A 14,108-nucleotide genomic window follows, 5' to 3' on the forward strand; every position below is an offset into this window, starting at 1 on the left:
CAATCTGCTAACTTAATGACTACGACAACTGAAGATACACTAAGTGAAGCAAAGGTTTCAGACATCAAGCTTGCCCTCAGGAAGGAAACGGAGGTACTGAACCTTGCTAGGTCAATTGATGAACGAGATCAAATAAAAATATTGGAATTCGGTAAAGAGCCTGCTGTTCAAATATCTCGTTTCTCTGATCAAATACTAGGGAATATGCGATCGACAAAGGTAGAGGATTCTGGGGAACTTATAAAACAGCTAGGCCGTATTATGGATAAGTTTGATGCAAAAGACTTTCAAAAATCTTCTACAGGATTTTTCGCTAAGCTCTTTAAAAAAGGCGAGAAAATGATTGAAAAAGTGTTTGGCAAGTACCAGACAATGGGATCAGAAATTGATAAGGTATACGTTGAGATTTCAAAATATCAGCATGAAATGGTTGACTCCACCAAAATGCTTGAACAAATGTATGAGCAAAACTACCAATATTATTTAACGCTAGAAAAATATGTAGTTGCTGGTGAAATGAAGGCAGAGGACCTTAAAAACACTCAGCTGCCACAGCTAGAAGCACGTGCACAAGCAGGTGATCAATTAGCATCCATGCAATTGGACACACTTAGAAATGCAATTGAACTGTTGGAACAAAGGATTTACGATTTAGAGATGGCTAAGATGGTTTCTTTGCAGACTGCACCACAAATACGTTTATTGCAAAGAGGAAATACAAAGCTGATTGGAAAAATAAATTCAGCTTTCGTTACCACAATCCCAATCTTTAAAAATGGTCTTATTCAAGCTGTAGCAGCGAAGCGGCAGAAACTTGTTGCGGAATCAATGAGTGAACTTGATCGCCGTACAAATGAAATGCTCCTGAAGAATGCACAAAATATTTCTAAGCAAAGTACAGATATTGCCAGGCTGGCTGGAGGACCAAGTATTAAGATTGAAACGATAGAAGAATCTTGGAACATTATCATTAAGGGTATGCAGGAAACAAGAGCGATAGAAGAGGAAAATAAGCGCCTGCGTTCAGAGGGGACTAAACGCCTAGAACAGTTACAGGATAATTTTAAAAAGCTAAAGCTACAATAAGCTTTACTATATAGTTTCAAAAATTTTCTTAATGGGGTGAATGATTTGGCTATTAGTTTGCAAAAAGGTCAAAGAGTAGATTTAACAAAAGGTAATCCAGGACTTTCAAAAATTTTGGTAGGACTAGGCTGGGATCCAGTACAAAGCGGTGGAGGCGGCGGCCTTTTCGGCTCTTTATTTGGCGGAGGTGGCGGTGCTAATATTGACTGTGATGCTTCTGTCATCATGCTGGGTGCCAATGATAAAATTCAGAATAACAATGATGTCATTTATTTTGGAAATCTAAAAAGTCGTGATGGCAGTGTTCAACACTCTGGAGACAATTTAACTGGAGATGGAGACGGTGATGACGAACAGGTAATGGTAGAGTTAAGTCGAGTTCCTACAAATGTTCAAAAACTTGTATTTGTTGTTAATATCTATGATTGTGTTAAAAGAAAGCAGCATTTTGGAATGATTCGCAATGCCTTTATTCGAGTGGTAAATCCGGCTAATCAGCAGGAACTTATTCGTTATAATCTTTCAGATGATTATAACGGGAAAACTTGTCTTGTGGTAGGAGAAATTTATCGTCACAACACAGAGTGGAAGTTTGCTGCTGTCGGAACCGGTACAAATGCCTCTGGCCTGAGTGAAGTAGTCCGTAATTATAGCTAACCAACCATGTGCCTTTGGGACAAGCATACCTTGTTCCAAGGCCTTGTTTTTATAACGTAAAAAATAGAGGTGATATATATGGGAATCAATTTATCAAAGGGACAAAGAATTGATTTAACGAAGACGAATCCAGGGCTAACAAAAGCAATCATTGGACTTGGCTGGGATACAAACCGCTATCATGGCGGACAAGACTTTGACTTAGATGCATCTGCCTTTTTAACTGATGCAAATGGCAGGGTTACTCAGGATTTGGACTTTATCTTCTATAATAATTTAGTACACACATCCGGAGTAGTAGAGCACACGGGTGATAACCGGACTGGTGAAGGTGACGGGGACGACGAACAGATTAAAATAGATTTCAGTAAAGTACCATCTCATGTTCATAGAATAGCGATCTCAGTAACGATTCATGATGCGGAAGCAAGAAACCAAAACTTTGGTCAAGTCTCAAATGCCTTTTGCAGGTTATTTGATGAAGAGACGAACCGAGAAATTCTTCGATTCGACCTTGGTGAAGATTTCTCAATTGAAACAGCCGTGGTTATTTGTGAGCTTTATCGACATAATGGCGAGTGGAAATTCAACGCAGTTGGTAGTGGTTTTTCAGGTGGATTAGCCTCCCTTTGTCGTAATTTCGGATTAGAGGTATAATAAAAAGCTGCGGCCTGCAGCTTTTTTTCCTTTTTATGGGTCTTTTGCCTAGTAATATTAAAACCTAGTTGTCCCCCTGCATGTTATAATTCTATTAAAATCTACTTTTAGGAGAATATAGCATGCGTAAATGGGTCGTTACCTCGTTCATTACTGCTTTATTTCTGTCGATGATTACCACCTCACAGGCATCTTTTGACAGCATTAAGCTTGCTGATTTTCCAAAAGACTCTCACCTGCACCAAGCAATCACTAACGAACAATCACAAACCTATTTGAATCATATTGTGCTGCTGCCAAAAAATTTATTTAATCAACAAGAAGCGGCAGATATCATTAATCGGATTGGAACTTTACCGGAATCTGTATTAACAGAACTAATAAAAGAAAATATTGTCCTAAAACTCTTTACAGGCAATTTAACGGATAACCCGACAGCCAGTCACCTTGCTGGTATTGTTCCAAGAGGGTACCCAGCAGATCAAACTTGGGATAATGTTCCTGGTATTGGAGGTTCAAAGGTAGTTCTTGTTAAAATTGGTTCAAGTGAAAAAGGCCAAGGACATAGCTCTATTAATCTAGAACTTCATGAAATGGGCCATTCAATTGACCGTTATCTCTATAATAATATTAGTCAGAATCCTGAGTTTAAAAGTATCTGGGAACAAGAAAGAGGTATTCTGTTTCCAGGGAATGCTTATTTCATTATGCACTCAGAAGAATATTTTGCTGAAACTTATGCGATGTATTATTTTAGTGAGGAAACGAAGCTGCAGTTACGTTCAAGTGCCCCCCAAACATTTTTCCTTATAAAAAGTCTAAACTAATGTTAAAATGAAAAAATAGTAATGATAGACAAGGGAGTGTCGGTTTTTGAAGCAATATTTGGAACTTTGTGAGCATGTATTGAAAAATGGCCATGAAAAGGGAGACCGGACTGGAACAGGAACCATCAGTACCTTTGGGTATCAAATGAGATTTAATTTACAAGATGGATTTCCGCTAATTACGACAAAGAAACTTCACTTGAAGTCTATAATCCATGAACTACTTTGGTTTCTAAAGGGAGACACAAATGTCCGATATTTGCAGGACCACGGTGTCCGCATTTGGAATGAATGGGCAGATGCGAACGGAGAATTGGGCCCGGTATATGGTCATCAATGGCGCTCTTGGACAGGTGCTGACGGAAAAACAGTGGACCAAATCAGTGAACTAATTGATCAGATTAAAACAAATCCTAATTCTAGAAGACTAATTGTTAACGCCTGGAATGTAGCGGAGATTGACCAGATGGCATTAGCACCATGTCATTGCTTATTTCAGTTTTATGTAACGAATGGGAAGCTTTCATGTCAATTATATCAGCGCTCTGCAGATGTGTTTCTTGGTGTACCGTTCAATATTGCCTCGTATGCACTGCTAACCATGATGATTGCCCAGGTATGTGATCTAGAACCTGGTGAATTTGTTCACACATTTGGTGATGTTCATATATACCAAAATCATCTAGAACAGGTAAAACAACAAATGTCGCGAGAGCCTAGGCAACTTGCATCAATCAAGTTAAATCCGAAGGTCAAAGATATCTTTTCGTTTGAATACGAAGACTTTAGCTTAGAGGGATATGATTCCCATCCACACATTAAAGGGGTGGTGAGTGTATGATTTCCTTTATCGTTGCAATGGATAAAAACAGGGTAATTGGAAAAAACAATCAATTACCCTGGCATTTACCTGAGGACCTAAAGTTCTTCAAAAAAGTTACAATGGGACACCCTATCGCCATGGGCAGGAAAACTCATGAATCAATTGGAAGGACCCTTCCAGGAAGAGAAAACATAGTAATTACCCGTCAAATGGATTTTCATTCGCCAGAATGTACAGTGTTCTACAATTTAGAGGATTTTTTAAAGAATTGTCAACATTCAGATGAAGAAGTATTTGTCATTGGTGGAGCAGAAATCTTTAAAGAGACATTCCAGTTCGCTGAGCGCCTCTATTTGACGGCAATCCTAGAAGAGTTTTCCGGAGACACTTTCTTTCCTAATTTTGATTTATCACAATGGGAACTTACCTCTTTTGAAAAAGGAATCAAAAATGAAAAAAATCCTTATGATTATGAATTTAGAGTTTATAACCGAAAAAAATAAAAGAAGCATCGCTCTGATGCTTCTTTTTTAGTAGGAGCCATTCAATTCGTAGTCGCTTAGTTTTGCGAGCATTCCTCTGAATTCATCTGGATGGCAGAAATCTTCCTCCCGGAAGTGTGCTTTCACCCATTCAATTAATTCGTTTGGACTATTGAAGAATTCCCCGCTTGTGTCGCTTTTGCGAATGGTGTACCTTCCATTGTCTTCGTCGATGGTGACTTCTACGGGCAACGCCCCATCAAAACTACTGAGTGAAAATTCCATCTTTCTCACATCCATTTCATTCAGGATTTCAATAGTATATGTTCCTTTTGTTGAAATTATATATGAAAAAAAGTATAGTTGTCAAAATATTTTTACAATTATAGCATTCTTTTTTACATTGACTTCAGATGGAGATATTGTTAAATTGTTAGGAGTACTTGGTGCTTTAAAAAATGCTATTTGTCACACTTAAGTAATTTTTAATAGATATTGTGAAATTCCTATGAATTAATAACGGTTTTTAACGCAAAACATCTTTTCTATACTATAATCGTAGTAGAAAAGATAATAACATTAAGGGGATGAAAATGTAATGTTTTCAAATATTGGAATACCCGGATTAATCTTAATCTTAACGCTGGCTTTGATTATTTTTGGACCAAAGAAACTTCCAGAAATTGGGCGTGCATTCGGACAAACGTTAAAGGAATTTAAAAAATCAACACGAGAGCTAACAAGCGATGTAATGGATGACATTGAAGAAGAAAAGAAAAAATTGACTAAATAAGGTGTAAGATTTCTTGCATCTTTTTTTCACTGATTTTAGACTATTAATATGTTAATAAACTTACATTCGATTAGAATACGGACAGGTATATAATTTTCAACTTTGATATTGGCAGGGGAAATACATGGAAGATAAAGAATTACAATTAGTTGATCATTTAGATGAACTTAGAAAACGAATTATTATTACTGCAATTGCCTTTGTAGCTTTTTTCATTGTTGGATTTATTTATGTAGGGGATATCTATAATTGGATTGTACGCGACCTAGATGTTAAATTAATTGTTTTAGGACCAAGTGATATCATTTGGGTTTACTTTATGATTGCGACAATCATTGCCATTGCTGGAACAATACCAGTACTGGCTATGCAATTATGGGTTTTTGTTAAACCAGCCCTTAAACCTCTGGAGAGAAAGATAACTTTATCTTACATTCCAGCATTATTCATTTTATTTATTGTCGGTCTTGCTTTTGGTTACTTTATTATCTTCCCGATGGTGTTAGAATTCCTAGTAAAAATGGGAGCAGATATGTTTGTAACTAACTTTACCGCGGATCGATATTTCCGATTTATTTTAAACATGACCTTACCGTTTGGAGTGTTATTTGAGCTTCCAGCTGTCGTCATGTTCCTAACGTCACTAGGGATTATTAATCCTTTTGTACTATCAAAGATCCGCAAATACGCATATTTTGTATTAATTCTTATTGCAATCGTTATTACTCCTCCAGATTTTATGTCTGACTTTGTTGTAACATTGCCACTATTGCTCCTCTATGAAATAAGTATTAATTTATCAAAGATTGTCTACCGTAAACGTTTGAAAAAACAGCAAGAAGAAGAACCTTACGAAGCCTAAACTTTAAAAATAATATGTTAGAAGACCTTCATCAGCAATCTTGAAGGTCTTTTTCTTGTTTTGAGATTGATTCGTTTAATTTCTAATTATTTAATATAAATCCTAAAATGTTCATAATATTTTTTCATTTTCCGAGCATATTAAGACACATTTCGAGTGGATTAGGGTGTATAATATAAACAAACGGGTGAAAAAGAGGATTGATATTTTGTTATTCAAAAGCCTAGAGTTCAAAAATGTTGTTGGACAGAAGGTTAAAGTCATGGATATTCCAGTATTGGAGGAAGATAGCACTTATAAATTTATGATCCAAGTCCGTTTGCAGGGGTTTATCTCGACCATTTATCAGGAGAGAAAACCAAAAAAATGCTACTCTTTTAAAGAGTACTTGAAAAAAGTGATGAAATGGCCTGACTATGAAGAATTGTTTAAGGTCGGAGAATTAAAGAATAATGCTTAATTTATTTTTGAACATCGGGTGACCGATGTTCTTTTATTTTTATAATTTTTCCCTTGAAATAGGGGAAATTATATCATAAAGATGCGGTTACCTGTATAATACAAGGGAGTAAACTCTAGGATGTGACTATATGAGCAAAATTAAGATTGTAACTGATTCAACAATGGATATGACAAAAGAAATGGCTGAACAATTAGGTATTGTAATAGTACCCTTGTCAGTAACAATAAATGGTGAAACATATTTGGACAGAGTCGATATACAACCAGCTGAATTTATTAAAACGATGAAAGGCCTAGAGGAATTACCAAAAAGTTCTCAGCCGTCAGCGGGTACTTTTCTTGAGGTGTATGACCAGCTTGGGGATGAAGGGTACGAAGTGCTATCAATACATATGACAGGGAAAATGAGTGGAACGGTCCGTTCTGCAGAAAGTGCAGCACAAATGACGAAGACAAAAGTGACGGTTCTTGACTCGAGATTCATTTCCTTTGCTCTACAATTTCAGGTGAGAGAAGCTGCTGAAATGGCGAAGCAGGGAAAACGTATGGAGGAAATCTTAGCTCGTCTTGAAACGGTTTGTAATCATACTAAACTTTATATTATGGTGGATACGTTAGAGAACATGGTAAAGGGCGGACGTATTGGTAAAGGGAAGGCTTTTATTGGATCCTTACTTAATATCAAGCCGATTGCCTCGCTTGAAGGAGCCGAATATAACCCAGTAGCCAAGGTGCGAAGTCATTCACAAGTTGTAAAATGGCTGGCAAAGCAATTTGCCGAAGATGTTAGAGGCAAGACAATCCGGGGAGCAGGGATTGTTCATGCCGAGGCATACGAATTAGCATCAAAATTAAAGGATTCAATTATCGAATTAACGGGGTTCGAGGATATTAAAATTGATTATACGGGTCCAACCATCAGTACACATACAGGACCAGGGGCTATTGCTTTGATGTACTATTTTGAATAATGGAAGTAAGGGATGGTGCATAATGCACCATCCTATTTATTTTGCTAAAGAAATTTCTGATTCCAGGACGGTATATCCAAGGCGGTGTAAATGCTTGCGGATCCCACTGCGCTCCCATGTTTTTAAGATCAACTTATCGAGCATATGTTTTGGATAAAATATCCCGATATTTGTTAACTCCTCAAAATTGATCCCTTTATTTACATATCCTTCAATGACTTTATCACGTTTGTCAATAACAGTTAGATATTTTTCCATTGCAGAATGAAATTCCTTTTTAGAGAACATCCCCTTTTGATGACCCGTAATATAAGTATCCGCATCAATGCTGAGTAGCCGCTTGCCCGAGTTAATAAATTCATTGATATCACCATCCGTTCCAAAATACCAGGGTCCAAATGACGTCATATCAAAATCACCAACAAATACAATCCCTAGTTCAGGGAAGTATGGGCTAGAATAGCCTTTCGTATGACCTGGTGTGTGCAGAAAGATTGTTTTTACGTCTCCGAAAACATATTCCGTTTCGTACTGATATGTTCCGGAAATATCTCCAAGGCTTTTAACCCACTCCTCGGGCAGATGCTTTTGGAACACATTTACTCCCTTTTCACCCCATTCTTGATAAATGCCGTTCCCCTTAGCTATACCTTCAATTGATTGAACTGTTTCATATTCAATCGGATTAATCCATTTTCTCGCATTCTTGAAAAGATGATTATTTAATGTATGATCGGGATGATAGTGAGTGTTTATCACTAAATCGACTCCGTAATCCTTGTCTATTGTAATTAATGCTGCTGGTTCTGCACCCGTGTCAATTAGGACTTTATCTTCACAATGAATATACAAGCTTCTAGAGAAAGGGACTTTGCTATTATTTGGACCCTCTACAATTGTGATTGGACCAATTCTTTCCACTGTTAACACCTCACTAAAATTCAAAATTAAGATTTTATGAATGAATATTCACTCATTATATCATATCTTTCTGAAAATATATAATATTCTTGCTCCCACACTCGTTCAATTATGGGTTTTATGGGTAAAAATCAGTTTATTGGTAAATATAATAAAAAATTACATGTTTAAAGGTGTTGCTTATGTTCAAATGGTTATCTGGAAATAAACCGGCAGAAGAATCAAAAGCACATAGCTTAGAAATTGAAATCCTCAAGGAACAGATACAGAAGGAATTGAATGTGGGCACAGACCTTGCCTATCGAATCTTAAAAAAAGAGCAGGAAAAGCTGATTTTTTGCTTCATGGATAGCGCAATTGATAAAAATCAGCTTGAGGAATTTATTATTAAGCCGATTCAAATGAATACTGAAGTGCAGTGGACTAGTGAGTCCTTGGCGAAGATTATTCCAATTGCGGACTTGTCTGGTGCTAATCAAATATACGAGGTTGTCGATGGTGTTAATAATGGTAAAGTCTATATCTATGTAGAGGGCCAGCCGTTTGGAATATTAGCTAACATTAGTAAACCACTTGTAAGAGGACTAGAAAAAGCTGAAACAGAATCTCTAGTTTATGGCCCTAAAATAGCCTTTACTGAGTCATTGAGCGGCAATATTAATCTGTTGAGGAATAATATAAAAACTTCAGATTTATGCATGGAAGACCTTACTATCGGCAGTAGATCAAAAACTAAAGTCAAGATTGTCTATATAAAGGGGATTGCCGATGAAGAAATTGTAAATACCTTTCGGCAAAGAATAAGGGATTTAGAGGTTGATTATGTAGCAGGAACGACTGTCCTAGGACAGTATCTCGATGGCAATAGCTGGTCAGTATTTCCTCAGTTAATGACAACAGAGCTGCCAGACAGAATCTCTATTGCTTTATTTAGAGGAAAAGTGGCCGTCCTTATGGACCGTAGCCCTGACGCCCTTTATGGCCCAACGCCATTTTTTACTTTTTTTGAGTCAACGGAGGATGTATATTTACGTTGGAACATGGGCTTGTTTTTAAGAATGCTTCGGTTAATTGCTACATTTTTGTCTGTATTACTTACACCAGCCTATGTTGCGGTTTTAACATATCATTATGAAGTGATTCCTTCACCCTTATTAGTTTCTTTGGGAGAATCAAGGTCAAGAGTGCCCTTTCCTCCTGTATTTGAAGCTCTCTTACTAGAATTTGTTATTGAACTATTGCGGGAGGCAGGGGCTAGGCTGCCGACTAAAGTAGGCCAGACAATGGGTATTGTTGGTGGTATTGTAATCGGGCAAGCAGCAGTTGAAGCTGGATTTACAAGTAATATTTTAATTATTATCATCGCGTTAAGTGCACTCGGTTCTTTTACAACACCAAGCTATATAATGGGGACTGCAATTCGAATGATACGTTTTCCGATTATTTTTTTAGCGGGTTTATGGGGCGGGATTGGTTTAATGATCTCTTTTTGCTTCATTTTAATTCATTTAATTAAATTAGAAACATTAGGTTCACCTTACCTCACACCTGTTTATCCGTTAAGGATAAAAGATTTTGGATATAGTTTTTTTAGAATTCCGCTTCAATACCTTTCACATCGTCCCTTAACAAATCGCACTGAGGACAATAATCGGTTTCCTAAAATGAAGGGTAGGAAAAAAAAGGATGTAGATGAATAGGAGCGATTAACATGAAAGTAAATTTACATCCGAAGGAAGGATTATTATTTAATGCGTTCATGCTAATCTTTATCATTCACTCTATTCAAGCGGGAGTAGGGATGGCAGGTCTGCCTAGAATAGTTTATTTAGAGGCAAAGCATGATGCATGGATATCTGTTTTTTTAGGAGGGCTGACAGCCTCTGTCGTTTTATGGTTTATTACCAAAATGCTAAGGCAGTATGAGAATGCTGACTTATATGGGATCCACTTGGATGTGTTCGGAAAATGGCTAGGCAGTATATTAAGCGTTATCTATATGACATATATGTCAACTAGTTTTTTTGTGATATATATGAATTATATTGAAATTGTTCAAGTATGGATCTTTCCTACTTTACCTACCTGGCCATTGGCACTAGTACTTATTGTTTTGTCCATTTATACGGTTTACGGGGGAATCAGAGTGGTTGTTGGATTTGCTTTCCTCTCCGTGGTCGGGACAATTTGGATAGTTTTTGTTATACTCATCCCCTTTCGGTACGGAGATTTCAATCATCTGTTTCCAATTTTTAATGTAAATATGAAAGATATCATCAAAGGGATTCACAGTACTTCACTTTCCTTAATGGGTTTTGAAATCCTGATGTTCGTATATCCATTTATCAAAAACAAACAAAGGGTAATGCTCTTTGCACAAATAGGAAATAGTATCACTACTCTAATATTTACCTTACTTACCCTTCTCTCCATTGTATTTTTTGCTTCAGCCAGCCTTGAAAGAACCATCTGGCCTGTTATATCGATGTTTAAAGTGGTTCGGCTCCCTAATTTAGAAAGGTTTGAGTTTATCGCTGTTTCTTTTTGGATGTTKATTATCCTGCCAAACATGTGCTTGTACCTATGGGCAGCCTCCAGAGGTTTTTCTAGAATGATGGTTCGACGGCAAAAAACGGGAATATGGATAATTGCTTTAGTTACCTTTTTTGCATCCTTCTTTATTAAAACGAGATATCAGATGAACACTCTAACTGATATGGTAGCACAAGCAGGTTTTTATATTGCCTTTTGTTATCCAGTCCTTCTTTCGATTATCGTATACATAAAAAAGAGATTATCAAGGAGGAAGAATGCTGATGCGGCCTAATAGGTATAAGTTTTTAATCGCTTTAGCTTCTGTACTGCTTATCACTGGTTGTGTGGATTCTCACCAATTGGAACGTTTAGGATTAATAACAGTAATAGGCTTTGATTTGGAAAAAGAAAACGAAATCAAAGGTACATTGGTAGTGTCTAAATTTGACCCGTTAGAACAAGTTCTAACTAAGCAAATTAGTTCAGAAGCCAATACGATCCAGACGTTAAGAGCGGAGATAAATCTTGAAACAGATCAACAACTTGTAATGGGGCAGCTTCGAAGTGTAGTTTACAGTCACGAATTGGCTAGAAAAGGCATCTTTCAACTTGTAGATGCTCTAAATCGTGATCCAACGGTAGGAAATATGGTCTACTTAACAATAGCTGAAGAGGATGCAAGCTCAATTGTGAAAGTGAATGAATCAAAGGTAAAGGTAAACATCGGAACCTATTTGTATAATTTAATAAGACAAAATGTCGAGAATGAGCAATTGATTTCCCCGACGCTGCATGAATTTAATCATAGCTTTGCAGATTTTGGTCAGGATCCAGTCCTGCCAATCATAAAAGCAGATAAGGAAAATGTTAGCATTACGGGGGTTGCGCTTTTTAATGATGATCGTATGGTTGCTCGATTAGATAATGACAAGCTTTTTTATTTAAAAGTACTAGCTGACAAATACCGTTCAGGTTCAAAAGAATTAGCATTTAACCGACAAGACTTTGAAAAGGTAATAAAAAATCAGATTGGACGAACAGATAAGGACGTGTACAATAAGTTATTTATTACGATAGATAATATCCAAAGTGATACAAAGGTGACACTAACTGATAAGAAGAATCTAGTTTTTAAGGTTGAGGTGTACTTAAAATCAAGATTACTTGAAGCGACACAACGACTTGATTTAGGAAAACCAGAGAATGTAAAGTTTATTGAAGATAAAATGAGTAAGGAAATAGAAAAACAACTTAAGGACCTACTCGTTTTTTTCCAAGAGAATAAAGTTGATCCTGTAGGATTTGGTAATGAATATATGGCAAAAGTCAGGGGTGAGGCTCTGGAAAATAAAAATTGGAAAGAAATATATAAGAATGCAAAATTTGATGTTAAGGTCAAAAATATTATTTCAAAAACAGGTGCCTTAGAGTAGCAAGCCATTCTCTTTCCTATTAATAAAATCTTTGTTAAACTAATCACGAGATAGGAAAAGTGAAGGCTGTAGGTGATATATTTATGAGAATAAAAGTAACAATTTTTATGGTAACGATTGCACTATTATTATCTGCCTGTGGACAAAAAGGGATCCAAAATCCGCTTGATTATCCGGTTAATGAATTTACAGCAATTGACCAACATGCATTGCCATTCGAAAGGAAGGATTTGGATGGTAAGATTTGGGTAGCGGATTTTATCTTTACGAATTGCGCAGATGTGTGTATTCCAATGACCGCGAATATGATGAAGCTGCAAAAAATGGTGAAGGATGGAAACTTGGAAAATGTCGAATTTGTTTCTTTCAGTGTCGATCCAACCGTGGATTCTCCGGAAGTGTTAAAAGCTTATGCAGATCAATATGAACTTGATACAAGCAATTGGACATTTTTGACCGGTTATTCCCAGGAATTTATTGAGAATTTTGCGAGAGAAACCTTTAAAACACTAGTGAAAAAACCAAAAGAAGGAGATCAAGTTATTCACCAGACATACATTTATCTTGTAGGCCCGGACGGTAAAATAAAAAAATACTATTCTGGTTTGAACGATGTTCCATTTGATGAAATGCTTAATGATATGGAGTCATTACAATAGACCTTAAAAAGGGGTCTATTTTTTTAGGTGTGAATATGATGTATTACTAGTTTGTTTTGAATTTATTTTGTCGTGTTATAATAATATTAGGTAAGGGGGTAGGTGAAATAAATGTATAAACCGTTCACCCTTCTTGTTCTTTCAGCTATGATCTTAAGTTCATGCAGCCAAACCACTTCCTTGAATTTGCATGAGGGAAAAGAGGCTACGGCAGTCGTCTATGAAGAAGTCCCAGCTGATTTTGTCCCTAGAAAATTAACAGTCATTTCTGCAGGTGATTCATTGACACAGGGGATAGGCGATAGTACAAAAAAGGGCGGATACCTGCCATATTTACGAACTATGCTCGAGGATGAAAAGGGAATTAAGGAAGTTGATTTTTTAAATTTTGGCATAAAGGGTAATCGTACAGACCAACTTTTAAAAAGACTACAGACACAAGAGTTAAAGGATGCTCTTCAAAATGCTGACTTAGTTATACTTACTATTGGTGGAAATGATATTATGAAAGTAGTTAAGGATAATTTCTATAACCTTCAGCTTTCGGATTTTGAAAAGGAGAGGGAATTCTATATAAATAATCTTTACCAAATCATGAACACGATTGTTCAAGTGAATCCACAAGTATGTATTGTTTTGGTTGGATTATATAATCCCTTTTCACAGTGGTTTTCAGATATTAAGGAACTTAATCAAATAGTATATGATTGGAACCTAGCGGGAAAACGAGTGATATCCAATTATACAAATGGCTACTTTGTAAATATTGAGGACTTATTTATGAATTCAGGTGAGAATTTATTGTATACTGATAATTTTCATCCAAACGATAGAGGGTATGAGTTGATTGCAGAACGATTAAATGAAACAATTGAGGAACGGACATTACCTGATCTAGTGAAAAATGCGTTTATGGTCAGTAAAGAGGAGAATTAACTTC

17 protein-coding genes are annotated in these 14,108 nt (G+C 36.5%); 15 read left to right on the forward strand and 2 right to left on the reverse strand.

The window, feature by feature from the left end; all coding sequences use genetic code 11:
- The first annotated feature begins 15 nt into the window (after positions 1-15).
- From BTR25_RS15760 to BTR25_RS15785, 6 genes are all read left to right on the forward strand, one after another.
- Positions 16-1,086 (forward strand): toxic anion resistance protein, encoded by a 1,071-nt coding sequence (locus tag BTR25_RS15760; protein WP_075689038.1) that lies wholly within the window; start codon positions 16-18, stop codon positions 1,084-1,086.
- 45 nt (positions 1,087-1,131) lie between these two features.
- The gene (locus BTR25_RS15765) at positions 1,132-1,743 is read left to right on the forward strand and encodes a TerD family protein (protein WP_075689005.1); all 612 of its coding nucleotides are present in this window, start codon (positions 1,132-1,134) and stop codon (positions 1,741-1,743) included.
- A gap of 78 nt (positions 1,744-1,821) precedes the next feature.
- Positions 1,822-2,400, forward strand: coding sequence for a TerD family protein (locus BTR25_RS15770; RefSeq protein ID WP_075689006.1), 579 nt, complete (start codon positions 1,822-1,824; stop codon positions 2,398-2,400).
- Positions 2,401-2,522: 122 nt separating this feature from the next.
- Entirely contained in the window at positions 2,523-3,227 is a 705-nt protein-coding gene (locus BTR25_RS15775; RefSeq protein ID WP_075689007.1) for an anthrax toxin lethal factor-related metalloendopeptidase, read from the forward strand.
- 46 nt (positions 3,228-3,273) lie between these two features.
- The gene (locus tag BTR25_RS15780; RefSeq protein WP_075689008.1) at positions 3,274-4,068 is read left to right on the forward strand and encodes a thymidylate synthase; all 795 of its coding nucleotides are present in this window, start codon (positions 3,274-3,276) and stop codon (positions 4,066-4,068) included.
- Complete coding sequence (locus BTR25_RS15785; RefSeq protein WP_075689009.1) at positions 4,065-4,553, forward strand: dihydrofolate reductase; 489 nt, start codon at positions 4,065-4,067, stop codon at positions 4,551-4,553. The genes BTR25_RS15780 and BTR25_RS15785 overlap by 4 nt, the downstream gene beginning before the upstream one ends.
- A 27-nt stretch (positions 4,554-4,580) precedes the next feature.
- On the opposite strand, the gene BTR25_RS15790 is transcribed toward BTR25_RS15785, so the two are convergent.
- Entirely contained in the window at positions 4,581-4,817 is a 237-nt protein-coding gene (locus tag BTR25_RS15790) for a hypothetical protein (RefSeq protein ID WP_075689010.1), read from the reverse strand.
- Between the two features lie 313 nt (positions 4,818-5,130).
- Between BTR25_RS15790 and BTR25_RS15795 the strand changes: the two genes are divergently transcribed.
- The 4 genes from BTR25_RS15795 to BTR25_RS15810 all read left to right on the forward strand — a co-directional run bounded on the left by BTR25_RS15795 (position 5,131) and on the right by BTR25_RS15810 (position 7,620).
- Complete coding sequence (locus BTR25_RS15795) at positions 5,131-5,325, forward strand: twin-arginine translocase TatA/TatE family subunit (RefSeq protein ID WP_075689011.1); 195 nt, start codon at positions 5,131-5,133, stop codon at positions 5,323-5,325.
- A 124-nt stretch (positions 5,326-5,449) separates the two neighbouring features.
- Entirely contained in the window at positions 5,450-6,187 is a 738-nt protein-coding gene (tatC, locus tag BTR25_RS15800) for a twin-arginine translocase subunit TatC (RefSeq protein WP_075689012.1), read from the forward strand.
- Between the two features lie 208 nt (positions 6,188-6,395).
- A complete protein-coding gene (locus BTR25_RS15805) occupies positions 6,396-6,647 on the forward strand; it encodes a DUF2535 family protein (protein ID WP_075689013.1) in 252 nt (83 codons plus the stop codon).
- Positions 6,648-6,777: 130 nt separating this feature from the next.
- A complete protein-coding gene (locus BTR25_RS15810; RefSeq protein WP_075689014.1) occupies positions 6,778-7,620 on the forward strand; it encodes a DegV family protein in 843 nt (280 codons plus the stop codon).
- 36 nt (positions 7,621-7,656) lie between these two features.
- On the opposite strand, the gene BTR25_RS15815 is transcribed toward BTR25_RS15810, so the two are convergent.
- Positions 7,657-8,541 carry an MBL fold metallo-hydrolase gene (locus BTR25_RS15815; RefSeq protein ID WP_075689015.1) on the reverse strand — a complete coding sequence of 295 codons (885 nt, stop codon included), beginning with the start codon at positions 8,539-8,541 and terminating at the stop codon, positions 7,657-7,659.
- A gap of 182 nt (positions 8,542-8,723) precedes the next feature.
- Here BTR25_RS15815 and BTR25_RS15820 point away from each other — a divergent pair, with 182 nt between their 5' ends.
- The 5 genes from BTR25_RS15820 (at position 8,724) to BTR25_RS15840 (ending at position 14,104) form a co-directional block, all read left to right on the forward strand.
- A complete protein-coding gene (locus tag BTR25_RS15820; protein ID WP_083652412.1) occupies positions 8,724-10,241 on the forward strand; it encodes a spore germination protein in 1,518 nt (505 codons plus the stop codon).
- Positions 10,242-10,252: 11 nt separating this feature from the next.
- Positions 10,253-11,368 carry a GerAB/ArcD/ProY family transporter gene (locus BTR25_RS15825; RefSeq protein ID WP_075689016.1) on the forward strand — a complete coding sequence of 372 codons (1,116 nt, stop codon included), beginning with the start codon at positions 10,253-10,255 and terminating at the stop codon, positions 11,366-11,368.
- A complete protein-coding gene (locus BTR25_RS15830; protein ID WP_075689017.1) occupies positions 11,358-12,509 on the forward strand; it encodes a Ger(x)C family spore germination protein in 1,152 nt (383 codons plus the stop codon). Before BTR25_RS15825 ends, BTR25_RS15830 begins: the two co-directional genes overlap by 11 nt.
- An 83-nt stretch (positions 12,510-12,592) precedes the next feature.
- Positions 12,593-13,168: an SCO family protein gene (locus BTR25_RS15835; protein WP_075689018.1), complete on the forward strand. Its 576-nt coding sequence runs from the start codon at positions 12,593-12,595 to the stop codon at positions 13,166-13,168.
- A 111-nt stretch (positions 13,169-13,279) separates the two neighbouring features.
- On the forward strand, positions 13,280-14,104 hold the full coding sequence (locus BTR25_RS15840; protein WP_075689019.1) for an SGNH/GDSL hydrolase family protein: 825 nt from the start codon (positions 13,280-13,282) through the stop codon (positions 14,102-14,104).
- Positions 14,105-14,108: the final 4 nt, after the last annotated feature.

The sequence above is a fragment of the Bacillus sp. MRMR6 genome (assembly GCF_001940785.1).
In the GTDB taxonomy this organism is placed as follows: Bacteria; Bacillota; Bacilli; order Bacillales; family Cytobacillaceae; genus Neobacillus.